Annotated in this window: 17 protein-coding genes and 2 pseudogenes; 13 read left to right on the forward strand and 6 right to left on the reverse strand. The window is 60.8% G+C overall.

Annotated elements, in window-relative coordinates:
- Positions 1–16: 16 nt before the first annotated feature.
- From B0E42_RS31835 to B0E42_RS21615, 3 genes and pseudogenes are all read left to right on the forward strand, one after another.
- Positions 17–631, forward strand: a pseudogene (locus B0E42_RS31835) (MCP four helix bundle domain-containing protein); the annotation flags it as partial.
- Positions 632–943: 312 nt separating this feature from the next.
- Positions 944–1537, forward strand: a pseudogene (locus tag B0E42_RS31840) (methyl-accepting chemotaxis protein); the annotation flags it as partial.
- 13 nt (positions 1538–1550) lie between these two features.
- The gene (locus B0E42_RS21615) at positions 1551–2297 is read left to right on the forward strand and encodes a phytanoyl-CoA dioxygenase family protein (protein WP_077507293.1); all 747 of its coding nucleotides are present in this window, start codon (positions 1551–1553) and stop codon (positions 2295–2297) included.
- An 11-nt stretch (positions 2298–2308) separates the two neighbouring features.
- Here B0E42_RS21615 and B0E42_RS21620 read toward each other — a convergent pair whose 3' ends face one another.
- The 3 genes from B0E42_RS21620 to B0E42_RS21630 all read right to left on the reverse strand — a co-directional run bounded on the left by B0E42_RS21620 (position 2309) and on the right by B0E42_RS21630 (position 4015).
- Positions 2309–2677 (reverse strand): cupin domain-containing protein, encoded by a 369-nt coding sequence (locus B0E42_RS21620; RefSeq protein WP_077507295.1) that lies wholly within the window; start codon positions 2675–2677, stop codon positions 2309–2311.
- Positions 2678–2779: 102 nt separating this feature from the next.
- Positions 2780–3586 (reverse strand): AraC family transcriptional regulator, encoded by an 807-nt coding sequence (locus tag B0E42_RS21625; RefSeq protein WP_053178437.1) that lies wholly within the window; start codon positions 3584–3586, stop codon positions 2780–2782.
- A 237-nt stretch (positions 3587–3823) separates the two neighbouring features.
- Positions 3824–4015 (reverse strand): DUF1508 domain-containing protein, encoded by a 192-nt coding sequence (locus B0E42_RS21630; protein ID WP_014337049.1) that lies wholly within the window; start codon positions 4013–4015, stop codon positions 3824–3826.
- A gap of 219 nt (positions 4016–4234) precedes the next feature.
- Between B0E42_RS21630 and B0E42_RS21635 the strand changes: the two genes are divergently transcribed.
- Together B0E42_RS21635 and B0E42_RS21640 are read left to right on the forward strand one after the other, a co-directional pair.
- Positions 4235–5158, forward strand: a complete 924-nt coding sequence (locus B0E42_RS21635) for a LysR family transcriptional regulator (protein WP_077507297.1) — start codon at positions 4235–4237, stop codon at positions 5156–5158.
- Between the two features lie 103 nt (positions 5159–5261).
- Positions 5262–5627, forward strand: coding sequence for a 5-carboxymethyl-2-hydroxymuconate Delta-isomerase (locus B0E42_RS21640; protein WP_018606819.1), 366 nt, complete (start codon positions 5262–5264; stop codon positions 5625–5627).
- Positions 5628–5630: 3 nt separating this feature from the next.
- Here the strand turns inward: B0E42_RS21640 and B0E42_RS21645 are convergent, their stop codons facing one another.
- Complete coding sequence (locus B0E42_RS21645; RefSeq protein ID WP_077507299.1) at positions 5631–6563, reverse strand: LysR family transcriptional regulator; 933 nt, start codon at positions 6561–6563, stop codon at positions 5631–5633.
- 536 nt (positions 6564–7099) lie between these two features.
- On the opposite strand from B0E42_RS21645, the gene B0E42_RS21650 reads away from it, so the two are divergent.
- The 6 genes from B0E42_RS21650 (at position 7100) to B0E42_RS21675 (ending at position 13598) form a co-directional block, all read left to right on the forward strand.
- Positions 7100–8467: a glutamine synthetase family protein gene (locus B0E42_RS21650; RefSeq protein WP_168188533.1), complete on the forward strand. Its 1368-nt coding sequence runs from the start codon at positions 7100–7102 to the stop codon at positions 8465–8467.
- A gap of 167 nt (positions 8468–8634) precedes the next feature.
- Positions 8635–10284 (forward strand): phosphoethanolamine transferase, encoded by a 1650-nt coding sequence (locus tag B0E42_RS21655; RefSeq protein WP_077507302.1) that lies wholly within the window; start codon positions 8635–8637, stop codon positions 10282–10284.
- Positions 10285–10352: 68 nt separating this feature from the next.
- Complete coding sequence (locus tag B0E42_RS21660) at positions 10353–10994, forward strand: class I SAM-dependent methyltransferase (RefSeq protein ID WP_077507304.1); 642 nt, start codon at positions 10353–10355, stop codon at positions 10992–10994.
- Positions 10995–11115: 121 nt separating this feature from the next.
- Positions 11116–12249, forward strand: coding sequence for a ribonuclease D (rnd, locus tag B0E42_RS21665; RefSeq protein WP_014337056.1), 1134 nt, complete (start codon positions 11116–11118; stop codon positions 12247–12249).
- The gene (locus tag B0E42_RS21670; RefSeq protein ID WP_014337057.1) at positions 12246–12539 is read left to right on the forward strand and encodes a YcgL domain-containing protein; all 294 of its coding nucleotides are present in this window, start codon (positions 12246–12248) and stop codon (positions 12537–12539) included. The genes rnd and B0E42_RS21670 overlap by 4 nt, the downstream gene beginning before the upstream one ends.
- Positions 12540–12665: 126 nt before the next feature.
- Complete coding sequence (locus B0E42_RS21675; protein ID WP_077507306.1) at positions 12666–13598, forward strand: D-2-hydroxyacid dehydrogenase; 933 nt, start codon at positions 12666–12668, stop codon at positions 13596–13598.
- 129 nt (positions 13599–13727) lie between these two features.
- On the opposite strand, the gene B0E42_RS21680 is transcribed toward B0E42_RS21675, so the two are convergent.
- Positions 13728–14321, reverse strand: coding sequence for a nitroreductase family protein (locus tag B0E42_RS21680; RefSeq protein WP_018607522.1), 594 nt, complete (start codon positions 14319–14321; stop codon positions 13728–13730).
- Positions 14322–14481: 160 nt separating this feature from the next.
- Between B0E42_RS21680 and B0E42_RS21685 the strand changes: the two genes are divergently transcribed.
- Both B0E42_RS21685 and B0E42_RS21690 read left to right on the forward strand, forming a co-directional pair.
- Positions 14482–14931: a YcgN family cysteine cluster protein gene (locus B0E42_RS21685; RefSeq protein ID WP_018607524.1), complete on the forward strand. Its 450-nt coding sequence runs from the start codon at positions 14482–14484 to the stop codon at positions 14929–14931.
- A gap of 32 nt (positions 14932–14963) precedes the next feature.
- A complete protein-coding gene (locus tag B0E42_RS21690; protein ID WP_077507307.1) occupies positions 14964–16193 on the forward strand; it encodes a hypothetical protein in 1230 nt (409 codons plus the stop codon).
- A gap of 98 nt (positions 16194–16291) precedes the next feature.
- On the opposite strand, the gene B0E42_RS21695 is transcribed toward B0E42_RS21690, so the two are convergent.
- On the reverse strand, positions 16292–16669 hold the full coding sequence (locus B0E42_RS21695; RefSeq protein WP_018607528.1) for a DUF2892 domain-containing protein: 378 nt from the start codon (positions 16667–16669) through the stop codon (positions 16292–16294).
- Between the last annotated feature and the right edge of the window lie 60 nt (positions 16670–16729).

Consider the following 16729-nt stretch of genomic DNA (forward strand, 5'->3'; position numbering starts at 1 on the left):
GCGCGGTATCGGTCAGGTGACTGAATCGAGCACGCAACTGACCAAACGTTACCTGCCAGCGATCAGCCTGTTGCTCAACGCCGACCGTGATCTTTATCAGGCTTTCGTTGCCGAGCGCAGCCTGCTGGATGGTCATGCAAACGAGCATTTGAAAGCGCTGAGCACCAGTCATGGTGAGAATGCGAAGCAGGCTTATGACCGCGTGCAGAAATATGCCGCGATGCAGCCCGGTGCCGAGGCGCAGGCGTTGGTCAGTCAGTTCAATGACAGCTTCGGGAAGTGGATGCAGGTGTCGCGGCGGGTCCTCGAACTGTCTGTAGGCGATCCGCAGGGCGCCAGCGCCCTGAGTTTTGGTGACAGTGAGCGCCTGTTCGAAACCATGCGCGACTCAATCGACAAGCTGGGTGAGCTGGAAGACGCTGCGTCGCATCGCGAAGGCGACGCAGCGATTGAAAACGGCGAGGCAGTCGGCGTGCACCAGGGCGCGATTCTGCTGATCGGCTTGCTCGGTTGCATCCTTGTGCTTGTTGCTCTGCCGCTTGTGGTGTTGAGCCCTATGCGTCGTTTGCTGCACCGCGTCGAGCAAATTGCCGAGGGCGGCGGCGATCTGAAAGGCCGTCTCGAGGTTCGCTCGGCCGATGAGCTGGGCCAGCTCGGCAGTGCTTTCAACCGTTTCCTCGACAAGTTGCAGCCCCTGATCGCCGAAGTTGGACGGGTGACCGGGGAGGTCGATTCCGCAGCGCGTGCCATGGCCGATATGGCCGCGACGAATGACCGGTTGATCAGCAGCGAACATGCGGCGCTCGATCAGGTCAGTACCGCCGCCACCCAGATGAGTGCAGCGGTGCATGAAGTGGCGCATAACGCGGCGAACGCCTCGGGTGCCGCGCAACAGGCGAGCAGTCAGTCTCGCGACGGCGCCGAGGTGGTCAGCAGCACCATCGAGTCGATTCGCCAGTTGGCCCAGGAAGTGGAAAGCGCCTCGGGCACGATCGAGGCATTGGCCCAGGAAACTTCCAGTATTGGCGCCGTGCTCGAGGTGATCCGTGGCATTGCCGAACAGACCAACCTGTTGGCGCTGAACGCTGCCATCGAAGCCGCGCGGGCCGGTGAGCAGGGCCGTGGTTTTGCCGTGGTGGCCGATGAAGTGAGGGCACTCGCGGCGCGCACACAGGATTCGACCAAGGACATCCAGGTTCGCATCGAGCGGTTGCAGAGCGGTGTCGCCAAGGCTGTACAAGCCATGCATGTGGGCAGCAGCAAGGCCCGGGACAGTGTCGAACGAGCCGCGGGCGTCGATCAGGTGCTCAGCGGTACCGGCGGTTCGATCCAGCGGATCAACGACATGGCCGCGCAAATCGCCAGTGCATGTGAGGAACAGAGCAGCGTCACTGAGGAAATAGCCCGCAATATTTCTGACATCCGTGATCTGTCCAACGAGGCGGCATCCAATTCTGCCCAGAGCATGCAGGCCAGCCAACAGCTTTCCAGCCTGTCGAGAAACCTGGCAGAACTGACTGGCCGTTTCCGCACCTGAAGCAGGTGGTGTCGTGTCTACTGACGACCATTTGCGAGCCCTGCATCAGGACGGTTTCGTCCTGATGCCCGGTGTGTTGGATGCCCGGCAGATCGCCGACCTGCGCCATGCCATCGACCAGTTGAAGCCCCGGCATTGGGACTACAGCGGCGTCATCGATCATTACAAATGTGTGTTCAATCGCGGTCCATTCTGGCTGCCGTTCCTGGAGGTGGCCGGGGTGATCGAACTGGCCGAGGCGGCCCTGGGCGATGATTGCCATGTCATTGGCCAAACGGCCTGGCGCTGCCATCCCGGTTTCGCAGGGGCACCGTTGCACCTGGATTACCTGGCGATGGCATTGCCGCCAACGCTGTTGGACGACCCGGCTTTCGACCTGCCCATGCAGGTGTTTACCGCGCAGTTCTACCTGGATGACATCGACGCCGACTTGAGCCCGACGCAGGTGATTCCTGGCAGCCACAAGGCCGGCCGCGCGCCAGTGAAGGGCGAAACACAATGGCAAGGGCGCCCCGCGCAGCCGGTGCTGTGCCAGGCCGGCGATGTGCTGATCTTGCGCAGTGAGTTATGGCACGCCGGCAACGACAACCGCACCGTCGACCGTACGCGGTACATGCTCCAGGTGCACTACGGCCGGCGGATGGTCGCGCAGAAGTTCTCACCCTATCTGCACTGGCAGTTCAACCCTGCTGTCCTGGCGGCCGCGACACCTCGTCAGCGGCGGTTGTTGGGCGATCACCAGGAAGCTGAATACGATTGAGCCTGGCTCAGTCAGATCCACACATCATTCACCGCCGTTCGCTCATTGGTTTGTTCGCCAGTATTGAGGACGCCACGTGGTTCGATCAGCAGCAGTTTCACTTCGCGTGCGGCGCTGGGCTTGTGCTCGACACCTTTTTTGACCACGTACATTTCGCCCGGCCCTATGGTCACCGCACCGTCGGGAAAGTCGATACGCAACTCGCCCTCCAGCACGATGAAGGTTTCATCGGTGTCGGCGTGGGTGTGCCAGATGAATTCGCCTTCGAGCCGGACGATCTTGAATTGGTAGTCATTCATTTCGGCCACGACTTTCGGTGCCCATTGTTCGTGGAACAGTGCGTATTTCTGAGCGAAGTTGATGGGGGCGTAGTGGGTCATCGAGGCATGCTCCTCAGGTGGGTGGTGAGCTGTACCTTACTGTCGGAGTCTGGGTGCGTATTGGATGATCGTGCAGCTTTTTGCCGTGCGCAGCCTCTGCCTTCAGCGCAGCATTTTCAGCCAGCGTGCCGGTGAAATACCGAAGGCCTGGGTGTGCAGTCGGGTCATGTGGCTCTGATCGAAAAAACCACAGGCCAGGGCTACTTCGCTCAACGGCATGCCATGCAATACCAGGCGCCGGGCTTCGTTCAAGCGGCGCTGGGTGATGTAGCGATAGGGGCTGGTGCCGTAAAGTGCCCGGAAATCCCGGGACAGGCTCCATCGGTCCCTGCCGCTGGCCTGCACCAGGTCGTCCAGTGTGATCGCCTTGTGGAGGGCATCATGGATGAACAGGCGGGCACGCTCCGCCGCCGGGTAGTCGATCAGCCGCCGTCCACGCCGGCTGCCGGCTGCGATGTCGAGTGCCTGGGCCACATCGTAGATGGCGTCCTCTTCCTCCAGCGGATCGAGGGGATGATCCAGGCCTTTCAGGAGCCGACGGGTGGCGATGTTGAGGCGCGGGTCGCTGGATAATCCTCCTTCGATGAAGGGCAATGGCTTGCCGCCCAGCACTTGCTGGATCAACGACGGTTCTATGTAGAGCATCCGGTAGCGAAAACCCTCGCTCGTCCCGGCTTCGCCGTCGTGCACCTCGTCCGGGTGCAGGACGACGGTGCCGCCGGGCTGGCTGTGGCGTTTGCTGTGGCGATAGTTGAAGCTCTGCACGCCGGAAAGTGTGATTCCGATGGCGTAGGTGTCGTGGCGATGGGTGGTGTAGCCATGCCCGCTGAAATAGGCCTCGATGCGTTCCATTTTCCTCGATTCGGGCGCCCGTACCAGCCAGTCGCGATTATGGATTGATCGAGTCATTGCACCAGCCTCCTGCTTTTGTCCGCATACCCTACCTGCCGGATGACCTTCGTCACAGCAAAAAAGCTGAACCTGTGCTGGAGATTGCTCCCGCAAGGCTGCGCCCATAGACGCTGTGTAGGAGCTGTCGAGTGCAACGAGGCTGCGATCTTTTCCCTGACACTTGAATCTCAGGCGAAAGATCAAGATCAAGAGATCGCAGGCTTCGCCAGCTCCTACAGAGCCTACGCGGCGCTGTTAGATCTCCTTCACAGGCGTTTCACCCTGGACATTCTTGATCAGCCCGATGACGTGAAGGCAGTCACTCTTGTTCACATAGGATTCGCCGCTGGCGATCGTTTCGTGGTTGCCGGCTCTCAAGCGCCAGCGCCATTGGCCTTTTCCGGTGCTGGGGGTGCCTCGGGTCTGTCGATAGATTTCAAAATACATCGGTTCGCTCCCTGCGATTCATTCAGTCAAGACATGCGTTGGACATGTGGCTGCCAGCCTAGCCAAGTGGGAGGTTTTGGCTATGGGAAATTCGTTTCCAATGGTTATCGAATATTGCTGGCATGAGAACACGCGATCGGGAAGTGAGCCTTTTTGCGCATAGACGCGCAACCCTTGGCGTTTCTACACTGCAGCCAATCAAGGGATCGAGGGCAGTGAATGAACCGCAACGAATTGCGCAAGGCCGACATCAACCTGATGGTGGTTTTCGAAACGCTGATGCTTGAGCGTAACGTGACGCGGGTGGCGGAAAAACTGTTCCTGGGCCAACCGACCATCAGCTCGGCCCTCAATCGTTTGCGCAAGATGTTCAACGACCCGCTGTTCATTCGCGTCGGCCACCGCATGGAGCCGACGGCCCGGGCCGAGGAAATCATCCGGCATCTATCACCGGCGCTCGATTCGCTGTCGGTGGCTTTGAGCCTGACCCACGATTTCGACCCCGCCAGCAGCACCATGACGTTTCGCATCGGCCTGTCGGACGACGTCGAGTTCGGCCTGTTGCCGCCCCTGTTGAGCAGCCTGCGGCAAGAGGCGCCGCAAATCGTGTTCGTGGTGCAGCACGTCGATTACTGGCGCATCCCCGATTTGCTGGCATCGGGCGACATCACCGTGGGTATCAGCCAGACGCGCGGTCTGCCGGCCAACGCCAAGCGCAAATTGTTGCGACACATCCAGCCCCGCGTGTTGCGCGCCGATGCATCGGACACACCACTGACCCTGGACGAGTACTGCGCCCGGCCTCATGTGCTGGTGTCCCATACCGCGAGCGTCGCCGGGTTTGCCGATGAATGGCTGGCCGAGATCGGACGCACGCGCCAGGTCGTGCTGTCGGTGCCGCAATACAGCGCATTGCCGGCGTTGCTGGCCGGCACTGACCTGATCGCCAGCCTGCCGGACTATACCGCCGTCGCCATGGCCGCCTCGGGCCAACTGTTCAACGAACCCTTTCCTTTCAAGACCCCGACCCTGGATTTGTCCATGGTCTGGCTGAGCCATGTCGACAGTGACCCGGCCGAACGCTGGTTGCGGTCGCGGCTGGAGGCGTTCATGGGCGAGCACGTTGTCTCGGCGCAACCTTGAGCCCGTGAAACGACGAAACAAAACCTGCCCCAAAGAATAAAGTCGAGGTAAGGTTGTGGCGGCTGAAACCACCTCGTCATATTTTCGAATCGGAGTCGAACACATGCCTCACCTGCACATGGAGTACACCGCCAACCTGCCCGAGCTGAAGGCCGATGTCGCACTGTTGCGCCTGAACAATGCGCTGGTGGCCTCCGGTCAATTCGCCGCCGAGCTGGACATCAAGAGCCGTGCCGTGAAGCTCGAGACTTTCCGGGTGGGCACGGGGCTGGGCGAACGGGGCTTCGTGCACGTGAAGCTGGCCTTGCTGAGCGGCCGTTCGCCGGAAATCAAGAAACAACTGGCCGATAACCTGCTGGCCGTGATCCAGGAACTGGGGCCATGGCCGGCCGACGTTAGCGTGCAACTGTGCGTGGAAATCCTCGACATCGATCGAGGCCCGTATGCCAAGGCCTTGATCGGTCAATGACGATCAGGTGTCGCGGACGGTGCAGGCCTTGATGATCTGTTCGCGTAGCCAGGCGTTGGCACTGTCCTGATCGACGGCCAGGCTCCACTGCATGTTCAAGGTAAACCCCGGCAGGCCCTGGGGCACTTCGTGGTGATTGAAAATCGCCTCGTTGGCCAGCAGTTTCTGGATGCGGCGGGGCAGGGTGAGGATGAAGTCGGTGCCGGTGATCATTTTCAGTGCGGCGCCGTAGCTATTGGCGCGAGCGGCAATCTGGCGTTGATGCGCCTGCTGCGACAGCCAACCGTCCACCATGTTGGTCGCTGACGTCCAAGGCGTCGGAAACACGTGTCGGCGCCGTACGAAAGACTGAAGGCTCAGTTGCGGCTCAAGTGGCGTCGCCCGTTTATCCACGACACAAACCAGGTCCTCCTCCAGCAACTGCCGGGATTTGAAATCGGTATGGTTGCTGTGGAAGTTCGGGCCGAAGCAGATCACCAGGTCGAGGCTGCCGTCGCGTAATTCTTCGGCGGGAATGTCGGCTTCGAGCTTGTGCACGTTCACCGCCACCGGCAGATTGGCATAATCGAAGCCTCGCAGCAGTGGCGGCAGGATCAGTTGTTCGAAATATTCCGGTGCGCAAATATTGAAGGTAATGGCTTGCCGCGTCGGATCAAAAGTTGGTGTTCCGGCATGGCACAGGTTGATGCTTTGTAAAATGGCGCGCACGTGATCGTACATGCCCTCGGCCTTATAGGTGGGGCGCATGCCGGTGCGGGTGTTGATGAATAGCTCGTCTTCGAAACAGGTTCGCAGTTTCTTGAGGCAATAACTGACGGTTGACTGACTGACGCACAATGCCTCGGACACGCCGGTGACACTGCTTTGCTCGTACACGGCGCTAAACACCATGAGGTCTTGCATGTCGAGCTTTCTGAGGGAGTTACTGTTCAGCATCCGTTCTGTCTCTCGCTGTGCTCCTTGCGCGGATTTTGCGCAAACCAGGCTGACGATCCTAACGGAACGAACGTGCCAAGAGAATGCCAGGCAGGCGCTTTCATGGTCGGGAACGGGACAGATAATGTAGGGAACACGACGTGTCGATCAACGACTGTTTGGTTTATCTATGTTTAGTTCGCTGCGATCCAAGCTCCATCAAATCCAGGTTTAACCTCCCAGGGGGTCGTGGGACGCTTGCCCGATGTGTTTCCTGTGATGCGCTCATGGACGGTTGGCCCCTGGCATTCCAATACCCTTCATCTGCCGCGGTCGATCCGGTCGGCAGGTTTACGCCTGCCATGGCCCCAACCCTCAGTGCGTTGCCCTCCGAGCTGGCCTTCTGGGCGCTCTGGCATTGCCGTCACGCCCGTCCTCCAGATATTCGTATTACCTGTTGATCACTCACGGTGCTCGCGCAATGGCGAGCACAGACTGACGGCGCCTTGTCGCCCGTCCGACATGGAAATACGAGCCTTCTCATGAGCCTTGCCAAGATTTCTTTCGCACCCGTGCAACACGCCGAGGCGTTCCTTGCCCAGAACCCCGATATCGAACTGTTCGAACTGTTCATCCTCGACAACAACGGTGTGCCCCGGGGCAAGTTGTTGCATCGGGACGAGCTGCTGGCGGTCTTCGAAAGTGGTCGGCCACTGCCCAGTACAATTCTCGGGCTGACCGTCAATGGCGATGATGTGGAAAATTCCGGACTGGTGTGGGACGTCGGTGACATCGATTGCCGTGCCTATCCCCTCAGCGGCAGCTTGCAGCGCATGCCGTGGCGATTGATGCCCACGGCCGCCGTGCAGGTCAGCATGCATCCCCAGGAGGGCATGCCGGCGACCATCGCCGATCCACGTTATCTGCTCAGCCAGGTGATCGAGGCCTTGCAGGCCGACGGTTATTACCCGGTGATGGCGGCGGAGCTGGAGTTCTATCTGCTGGACGCGCAACGCGACAGCCACGGCCGGCCACAGCCGGCGCGGGACGCCGACGGTGGCCGACCGCGTGCCACCCAGGTCTACGGTTTGCGCGAGCTGGAGCAGATCGAGCCGTTCCTGGCCGACTTGTACGCTGCGTGCAAGCTGCAAGGCATTCCGGCCCGGACCGCCATTTCCGAATACGCACCGGGGCAAGTGGAGATCACCCTTGAACACCGCAGCGATGCCTTGCAAGCCATGGATGAAGCGGTGCGCTACAAGCGACTGGTCAAGGGTGTGGCCCACAAGCACGGCATGCAGGCGTGCTTCATGGCCAAGCCGTTCGATCACTTGGCGGGCTCTGGCATGCACATGCATGTCAGCCTGGCGGACCGCGATGGCCACAACCTGTTTGCCAGTGAAGCCGCCGACGGCACGCCGCTGTTGCGCCAGGCAGTGGGTGGGATGCTCGACACCTTGCTCGATTCGCTGTTGATGTTTTGTCCGAACGCCAACTCCTACCGGCGATTCCAAAGCAACAGCTACGCACCGCTGGCGGCGACCTGGGGCGTGGACAACCGTACCGTGAGCCTGAGGGTGCCCGGCGGTCCGGCGTTCTCGCGCCACATCGAGCATCGTATCTGCGGCGCTGATGCCAACCCTTACCTGGCGGCGGCGGCGATATTGGCCGGCATTCATCGCGGTATCCGTGAACAGTGCGATCCCGGGAAACCTGTCGAAGGCAACGGCTACGCCCAAGCGACCGAGTTGCTGCCCACTGACTGGCTCACCACCCTGCGTACCCTTGAGGCATCGGCCTGGGCGCGAGAAGCGTTTGGCGATGAGTTTCTTGGCGTTTATCTGGCGGTCAAGCGCGCCGAGTACCGTCAATTCATGGGGGAAGTCGGGGAGCAGGATTGGCGCTGGTATCTGAATCAAGCTTGAAACCGGCTGGCGGCGGTTTTTTTAAATAATTATTTAGTGGCAACTTTTTCACGAAAAATTGATGGTGGGCTACCTAAAGTTTGTGTTGCCGTAGGGAACGATCTTTTCACACGTTTCCTGCGGCCCTTCTTTTTTAAAAAGCAACTTTCAGGAAACCGTCAATCATCATGCTGACTATTAAAGCCGTGCGCCCCGAGTGGGTGACGCTGGCCGCCAGTGCCTTTTTATTAGTGGGCTTCAACATCGTGCTCTGGCAACACTTGCTGGCGATCACCACGGCTGACGCGCAGGGTCTACTGATGTGCGTGGCGTTTGGCCTGATGATTTTCTGCGCGTTCAACCTGGTGCTGACGCTCGTGGCTTTCCGTTCGCTGCTCAAGCCCGTGCTGATGCTGTTGTTCCTGATCAGCGCTGGCGTGGCGTATTTCATGGCTCAATACGGCGTATTGATCGACGCTGGCATGTTGCGCAACTTTGCTGAAACCAATGCTACGGAAGTTCGTGATCTGTTGTCGTTGAAGTTATTTGTTTATATCGGGTTGTTGGGTGCCTTGCCTTGCTGGTTATTGTTCAAGACACCGATCAACTACCGTCGCTGGCCCAAAGAATTATTAAGTAAGTTGTTGGTCGGCGTGGCCTCGGCGGCAGTGATTGGTATGGTCGCCTTGGTCAACTACCAAGGCCTGTCTTCATTGTTTCGCAACCACCACGAGTTGCGCTTGATGGTCGTGCCGAGCAACTACATCGGTGCGTCGCTCGGCTATTTGCGTGAGCAGATCGCGTCGGCCAAGCAGCCGTTTATCACACTGGGCGAGGACGCGAGTCGCAACCCCGCCTGGCAAACCCACGGACGCAAATCCCTGACCGTACTGGTGGTGGGCGAGAGTGCCCGGGCCGAGAACTTCGGCATCCTTGGTTATAACCGCGATACCACGCCGACACTGGACAAAGAGGCCGGCCTGATCGCCTTCACCGACGTGCATTCCTGCGGCACTGAAACCGCCGTGTCGGTGCCCTGCATGTTTTCCAACATGGGGCGCAAGAACTACGACGCCAGCATGGCCAGGAATGAAGAGGGTTTGCTGGATGTGCTCAAGCGCGCCGGGCTGGAGGTGATCTGGCGGGACAACCAGTCCGGCTGCAAGGGCACCTGTGATCGGGTCACGCTGCAGGATGTCAGCAATCTCAAGGATCCGGCCCTGTGTGCCAACAGTGAGTGCCGCGACGAGATCCTGCTCCAGGGGCTGCAGCATTTCATCGACACGCTCGACAAGGACACCGTGCTGGTGCTGCACCAGATGGGCAGCCACGGGCCGGAATACTTCAAGCGCTATCCCAAGGAATACGAGCATTTCACCCCGGTGTGCGAAAGCAACGCGTTGAACAATTGCAGCCGCGAGAGCATCGTCAACGGCTACGACAACACGCTGGTGTACACCGATCATGTGCTGTCGACCCTGATCGATCTGCTGCGGGCCAACCAGGACAAGGTCGACACGGCCATGCTGTATCTGTCGGACCATGGCGAGTCCCTGGGCGAATACAACCTGTTTCTCCATGGCACGCCCTACATGCTCGCCCCGGAGCAACAGAAACACGTGGCGATGCTGGCCTGGTTTTCCGACAGCTATCAGAAGTCTTTCTCGGTTGACACCCATTGCCTGCAACTGAGCCGGGAAAAGCCCTTGAGCCAGGACAACCTGTTTCACTCGATGCTCGGGCTGCTGGAAGTCAACAGCCACGTCTACAACCGGGACCTGGACTTGTTCGCCAACTGTCGCGGCGCGGTGATTGACGGTGTCCTGGCGCGGGAGTGATGGCGTGGACCTTTTTTTCACGCGAGGTTGGTTAACCTGTCATCCCATCTTTACCAAGAGCCGTTGGTATGTCCGGGCTACCCCCATCCGCCGTCGAGCTTGAGTTCGCCAGGCAGCATGATCAGGAACATGCGCAGGTCTGCTGCCGGCCGGCGCCTCGACGCTTGCGCCTAGCGTTCTGGCGCGACGAGCAAATGGTGCGCAACGCCCTGAAGGTGGCGGGTGAGCCCGGGTTGGTGCTGGATGTGGCCTGTGGGGCGGGGCGGTTCTGGCCGGTGCTGGCCGAGCATGCGAACCGGGTGATCCTGGCGGCGGACCCGTCGCCGGACATGCTCGAACATGCGCTCACCCACCATGGCGGCGCGTGGCTTCAACGGGTCAAGACTTTCCCAAGTTCGGCGTTCACGATCGGGCTGTCGGCGAACGCGGTGGATTGTATTTTCTGTTTGCAACTGTTTCGCCACGTCAGCGCCAGCGAGCATCGCCTGGCGTTGTTGCGTGAGTTCCATCGGGTCAGTCGCGACACGGTGATCGTTTCGGTGCATATCGAAGGACGCCTCAAGATCGGCCAGGCGCCGCAACGAAGCCTGGCCGACAAGGCCGATGTCGAAGCCGAGTTTCGCCAGGCCGGTTTCAGCATACTGTGGTATCAGGATTTCCTGCCCGGTTTTGCGCTGACGCGTGTTTATGTATTACGTAAGACCGGTTAAGTCCTGATGTAGGACTATTCTTGCTTTTTCGTAGGCGATTTCTCTTAGGCTACTGCTCTATGGATGCTCGCAATCGCCGGCGGCGATATATACTGCGCGCCATTCTTCAAGGGAGAGCCGTGTGGCCATCGATATTCACTGGATTCGCGACAACGATAGCCTCGGTCAGTTTTGCGCCGAGTGGCAGCAGTTGCCATTCGTCGCCCTCGACACCGAATTCATGCGGGTCGACACCTTTTACCCTATTGCTGGTTTATTGCAGATCGGCGACGGCAAGCGTGCCTACCTGATCGACCCCTTGACCATCGACAATTGGCAACCCTTGGCCGCACTGCTGGAAAACCCGGCGGTGCTCAAGGTGTTGCACGCCTGCAGCGAAGACCTTGAAGTGCTGTTGCGCCTGACTGGCAGCCTGCCTGCGCCGCTGTTCGATACTCAACTGGCCGCCGCCTACCTGAACCTGGGTTTCTCCATGGGCTATTCGCGGCTGGTGCAGGAAGTGCTGGGTATCGAGTTGCCCAAGGGCGAGACTCGTTCCGACTGGCTGCAACGGCCCCTGTCCGAGACACAGATCAGCTACGCGGCAGAGGATGCCGTGCACCTGGCAGAAGTTTTCGTACTGCTGCGCCCGAAGCTTTCCGATGAAAAATACCGCTGGGTCCTGGAGGACGGCGCCGAACTGGTGGCCAACCTGCGTCGCGAAGTCGACCCGTACGAGGTTTACCGCGAGGCCAAGCTCGCCTGGAAACTGTCCCGCGCCCAATTGGCCGTGCTGCGCGAGCTGTGCGCCTGGCGCGAACACGAGGCGCGGGCCCGTGACCTGCCGCGCAATCGCATCATCCGCGAGCATTCGCTGTGGCCCCTGGCCCGCACCCAGCCGGATAACCTCGGCGCGCTGGCGAAGATCGAAGACATGCACCCGCGCACCGTGCGCCAGGACGGCCAGTTTCTGCTGGACCTGATCCAGCGCGCGGCGAGCGTGCCGCCCGAGCAATGGCCGCCGGCGGTGGCCGAGCCGTTGCCCATCGAGGCCGCGGCCCTGGTCAAGCGTCTGCGGGCGCTGGGGCAGGCAGAAGCCGAGCGCCTGGAAATTGCCCCGGAGCTGATGCTGCGCAAGAAAACCCTCGAAGCGCTGATCAAGAGCGGCTTCCCCGAGGGCCCTTACCAATTGCCTGATTCGCTGCGTGGCTGGCGCCGCGAGTTGATGGGCCAGGCGCTGCTCGACAGCCTGGCCACTGTAGGAGAACAGCCTTGAAACGTATCTGCTCCATCTACCGAAGCTCGAAGAAAAACGAGATGTACCTGTATGTGCTCAAGAGCGATGCCTTGGAGCGTGTACCTGAGCCGTTGATGGCCGCCTTTGGCAAGGCGATTCATGCCTTCGACCTGGTGCTGAGCCCCGAGCGGGCGCTGTCCCGGGAAGACATCAACAAAGTGCTGGAAAACCTCGACACCCAGGGCTATCACTTGCAAATGCCGCCGGCCGAAGATGAGTACATCGAGCATTTGCCTGAAGAGTTGCTACGCCGCAACGACCCGATCTGACGATTCCCTGGGCCCCCTGTCCTGGGGGCTCTTGAAACACACTGGAATAGTTTATTGGCGATGACCGCCTGGATGGAGCGACACTCTGTCGGCGGTTGTCCGCACTGTTTTTGAAAGGTTTGATTCATGCGCGTTCTGATTGCCGAACACGACCACCCGGTGTACGCCCAGCTTTTGCGTCAGGCGGCACCCGATATTGAAGTGCTGACCAGCGGCGACTCCGCCGAACTGTCGCGACTGGCCACCGATTGCCCGGTCTGGCTCGGCCAGCCTGATCTGCTGGCCACCCTGTTGCGTCAAGGCCATAGACCCAGCTGGCTGCAATCGACCTGGGCGGGCATCACGCCGTTGCTGGCCGAGGGCTTGACGCGCAATTACCGCCTGACCCGCGCGGTGGGCATTTTCGGCCAGGTGATGGCCGAGTACGTGCTGACCTACATGCTCGGCCATGAGCGTGAGGTGCTGGCACGCTTGGTCAGCCAGGTCGAGCGCAAGTGGGACAACCGCCAGGGGCAAGGCCTGGCCGGGCGCAAGGTGTTGATCGTCGGGACCGGTGACATTGGCCAGCGTGTGGCGCAGTTCCTCGTGCCATTTGGTGTGCAGCTGTATGGCGTTGCCCGCGAGGCGCGGGCGTTGGCGCCGTTCCTCGAGGTCGGGGCGCTGAAGGATCTGCCGCGCCTGGTGGGCGAGGCGGATTACGTGATCAATTTGCTGCCCAACACCCCCGATACCCATGATGTGTACGACGCGGCGCTGTTCAAGCAATTCAAGCCGACCGGGTTGTTCATCAACGTCGGTCGCGGCGTAGCGGTGGTGGATGCGGACCTGGTGCAGGCCCTTAAGGACGGGCACCTGGCCGGTGCGGTGATCGACGTCTGCCGCCAGGAGCCGCTGCCGCAGCGCCACCCCTTCTGGACCGCCTGGGGCCTGCTGCTGACCGGCCACAGCTCGGCACCGACCTCGCCACCGATGATGGTGCAGCTGTTCCTGGAAAACCTGCGGGCCTACCAGGCGGGCGAAGCACTGCGCGGGGAAGTGGATTTCAGCCGGGGTTACTGAAGCTAACCCCTATCGAACTGTGGGAGCGGGCTTGCTCGCGAAGGCGGCGTTTCAGCCAACATAATCGTTAACTGACACACCGCTTTCGCGAGCAAGCCCGCTCCCACAGGGGAATCTTCAGTGGTTGGGTTACAGGCTGAAATCGCCTTCTGCCACCAGTTCGCTCAACGGCCGGCGCGGGCTTGGGGTTTCGCGGGCCTGGAGGTACTCGGCCAGTGTCGATTTGTCCCCCAGCTTGCCAATCGCCACGGCGGCGTGCAGGGCGTAGCCTTCCGGGATCTTCAGTTCCTTGCGGGTCAATTCCTGGTCGAAACCGGCCATGCCGTGGGTATGCCAGCCGCTGAGGCTGGCTTGCAGCGCCAGGTGGCCCCAGGCCGCACCCGTATCGAAGGTGTGGGACTGCGCTGGGGTTTCTTCGGTGGCGCCGGGCACGGCGAAGGTGGTTTTCGAAACAATGATCACCAGTGCCGAGGCGTGTTGGGCCCAGCCGCGGTTGAATTCATTGAGCAGGCCCAGGAAACGCTCCCAATTCGGCGTGTCGCGGCGCGCATACAGAAAACGCCACGGCTGGGAGTTGTACGCCGACGGCGCCCAGCGTGCAGCTTCGAAGAAGCCCAGCAGGGTTTCTTCGGCAAGGGTCTCGCCGGTAAAGGCACGGGGCGACCAGCGCTCGATGAATTGAGGGTGAATCGCGTAATCGGCAATGCGGGGATTGGCACTCATGGGCTTACCTGGCTGGGGTTTGGAAAGTCAATGAAACAACCTACGTCCCGCTGCCCGGCCTGACAAGCCCCGGCCTACCGACAGTCGCCAATGCTTGGCCTGAAGAGGCCCGGGCACTAGACTGTCGGCCTTTTCACCACCTGATGTTGATGCTTGAGCCATGGCCGCCAAAGTCGAACCGTTCTGGAAACGCAAAACCCTCGATCAGCTCGACCTGCAGGAGTGGGAATCGCTGTGCGATGGCTGTGGCCTGTGCTGCCTGCAAAAGCTCGAAGACGAAGACGACAACAGCGTCTACTACACACGTATCGCCTGCAAACTGCTGGACCTGAAAACCTGCCAGTGCACCGACTATCCCAACCGCCGCGACTTTGTCCCCGATTGCATCCAGCTCACGCCGGGCAAGGCCGATGAGTTCAAGTGGCTGCCGCCGACATGCGGTTATCGGCTGGTCAGCGAGGGTAAGGACTTGCCGTTGTGGCACCACTTGGTCTGCGGTGATCGCGATGCCGTGCACCACGAACGTATTTCCCAGTCCGGGCGCATGCTGGCCGAAGGCAGCGTGCCGGAAGACGATTGGGAAGATCATCTGATTTTCCGCGCCGGCTGAACCGCCGGGCGGCGCACCACCAGGGAGACCCCATGGCTGCAGGATTGAAACGGATGCTGGCGGCCGGGCTGCTGGCGGTGTGCGCGCCGCTGTGGGCGGCGCAGAAAGTCGATCTGGACTATCACGTGCACCTGTTGCCCCAGAGCGATCAGGCCGAGGTGCGCCTGACCCTGGCCCGTGGTTCTGCGGTGCGCAGCCTGGATTTCGACCTCGGCGACGGCAGTCGCTACAGCGATTTCAAGGCCGACGGTCAATGGCAACTCACTCCCGGCAAGGAGGCGCGAGGTGTCTGGCGCCCGGCCGCCGACAAGGCCAGCCTGAGCTACCGCGTACGCATCAGCCATGCGCGCAAGAACGCCACCTTCGAAACCCGCATGACCCCGACGTGGGCGTTGCTGCGCGGTGACGACCTGGTGCCGTCGGCCACGCTCGACCAGCAGGACGGCGTCGAACTGGTGGCCCGTCTTGAAGTTGAATTGCCCGACGGCTGGAAAAGCATCGAGACCCCCTGGCCGCGCATCGGCAAGCAACGCTTTCGCATCGACAATCCCTCGCGCCTGTTCGACCGCCCCACGGGCTGGATGCTCGCCGGCAAACTGGGCAGCCGCCGCACCCGCCTGGGCGAAACCGAGGTGACGGTGGCCTCGCCCCAGGGCCAGGGCATGCGCCGGATGGATGTGCTGACGCTGCTGACATTCGTCTGGCCGCAGGTACAGGCACTGGTGCCGCGCCATCCGGCCAAGTTGCTGATTGTCGGCGCCGGTGACCCGTTGTGGCGTGGCGCCGAGGCCGGTCATGACTCGATCTACCTGCACAGCCGTCCGCCGCTGGTCAGCGAGCGGGGCAGTAGCCCGTTGTTGCGGGAGTTGGTGCAGGCGCTGGCCCGGGTCAATGATCATGATCGCAGCGACTGGATCAGCGAGGGGCTGACCGAGTACTACGCCATCGAACTGCTGCGCCGCGCCGGCGGCCTGAGTGATGAGCGCTATCAGACCTTGAACGACCGGCTCGCCCGCGACAGCAAGGGCATCACCACCTTGCGCGGCGAACAGATCAGCTCGGCGGCGGTGGCCAAGGCGGTGTTGCTGTTGCAGGAGCTGGACCGCGAGATTCGCCTGAAAACCCGTAACAAGCGTTCGCTGGATGATGTGTTGCAGGCGGCGATGCGACTGGAGACAGTGGATACCGAGGAGTTTGTGCAACTCAGTGAAAGTGTCCTGGGTGGGAGCTCTACTGTGCTGGATAGCCGGTTACTTCAGTAATACCGCTATCGCGGGCAAGCCTTGCTCCCACAGGTATTGCATCGTATCTGTGGGAGCAAGGCTTGCCCGCGATGAGGCCATCAGCGGCACTGCAAAAATCAGAGCCCAACTTTGGGCGAATCCAACGAATCATTCCCCGTCACCGTAGCCGTGCCAGTCGCCGCCTCGGCATTGGCTTTCAAGCGGCTCAGTTCGTCACCGGCCTGTTCGATGCGGGCGCGGGCGCTGTTCAGGTTCTGGCGATTCTTTTCCAGCAGGCTCTTGGCCGAACAATGCCCGGTGATCCCCCGTGCCAGCGCCATGCCGCCGATCGCCAGTTGAGCCAGGCCGACCACACCGCCACGGCGCAAACCCTTGCCCATCATCAGCACACCGCCGGCCAGTGAGCCAATGCGTTCCCAACCCTGCACGTTTTGTGGTGGATGGGATTGGAAAGGGGTGGTCTCAATCGGCTCGAACGGATTGTTATCGCTCATGATCTGTCTCCAGTGTGGGGATTGGTATAAAGCTGACTGCCCGAGCGCTTGCCTTGTTCA

It is taken from the genome of Pseudomonas sp. A25(2017) (assembly GCF_002001065.1).
Classification (GTDB): domain Bacteria; phylum Pseudomonadota; class Gammaproteobacteria; order Pseudomonadales; family Pseudomonadaceae; genus Aquipseudomonas; species Aquipseudomonas kilonensis.

Bases quoted from the DNA above. Each gene is read 5' to 3' on its own strand.
- B0E42_RS21620 (WP_077507295.1), bottom strand. From the start codon at position 2,677: ATGACCCACTACGCCCCCATCAACTTCGCTCAGAAATACGCACTGTTC.
- B0E42_RS21625 (WP_053178437.1), bottom strand. From the start codon at position 3,586: ATGACTCGATCAATCCATAATCGCGACTGGCTGGTACGGGCGCCCGAA.
- B0E42_RS21630 (WP_014337049.1), bottom strand. From the start codon at position 4,015: ATGTATTTTGAAATCTATCGACAGACCCGAGGCACCCCCAGCACCGGA.
- B0E42_RS21635 (WP_077507297.1), top strand. From the start codon at position 4,235: ATGAACCGCAACGAATTGCGCAAGGCCGACATCAACCTGATGGTGGTT.
- B0E42_RS21640 (WP_018606819.1), top strand. From the start codon at position 5,262: ATGCCTCACCTGCACATGGAGTACACCGCCAACCTGCCCGAGCTGAAG.
- B0E42_RS21645 (WP_077507299.1), bottom strand. From the start codon at position 6,563: ATGCTGAACAGTAACTCCCTCAGAAAGCTCGACATGCAAGACCTCATG.
- B0E42_RS21655 (WP_077507302.1), top strand. From the start codon at position 8,635: ATGCTGACTATTAAAGCCGTGCGCCCCGAGTGGGTGACGCTGGCCGCC.
- B0E42_RS21660 (WP_077507304.1), top strand. From the start codon at position 10,353: ATGTCCGGGCTACCCCCATCCGCCGTCGAGCTTGAGTTCGCCAGGCAG.
- B0E42_RS21675 (WP_077507306.1), top strand. From the start codon at position 12,666: ATGCGCGTTCTGATTGCCGAACACGACCACCCGGTGTACGCCCAGCTT.
- B0E42_RS21680 (WP_018607522.1), bottom strand. From the start codon at position 14,321: ATGAGTGCCAATCCCCGCATTGCCGATTACGCGATTCACCCTCAATTC.
- B0E42_RS21685 (WP_018607524.1), top strand. From the start codon at position 14,482: ATGGCCGCCAAAGTCGAACCGTTCTGGAAACGCAAAACCCTCGATCAG.
- B0E42_RS21690 (WP_077507307.1), top strand. From the start codon at position 14,964: ATGGCTGCAGGATTGAAACGGATGCTGGCGGCCGGGCTGCTGGCGGTG.
- B0E42_RS21695 (WP_018607528.1), bottom strand. From the start codon at position 16,669: ATGAGCGATAACAATCCGTTCGAGCCGATTGAGACCACCCCTTTCCAA.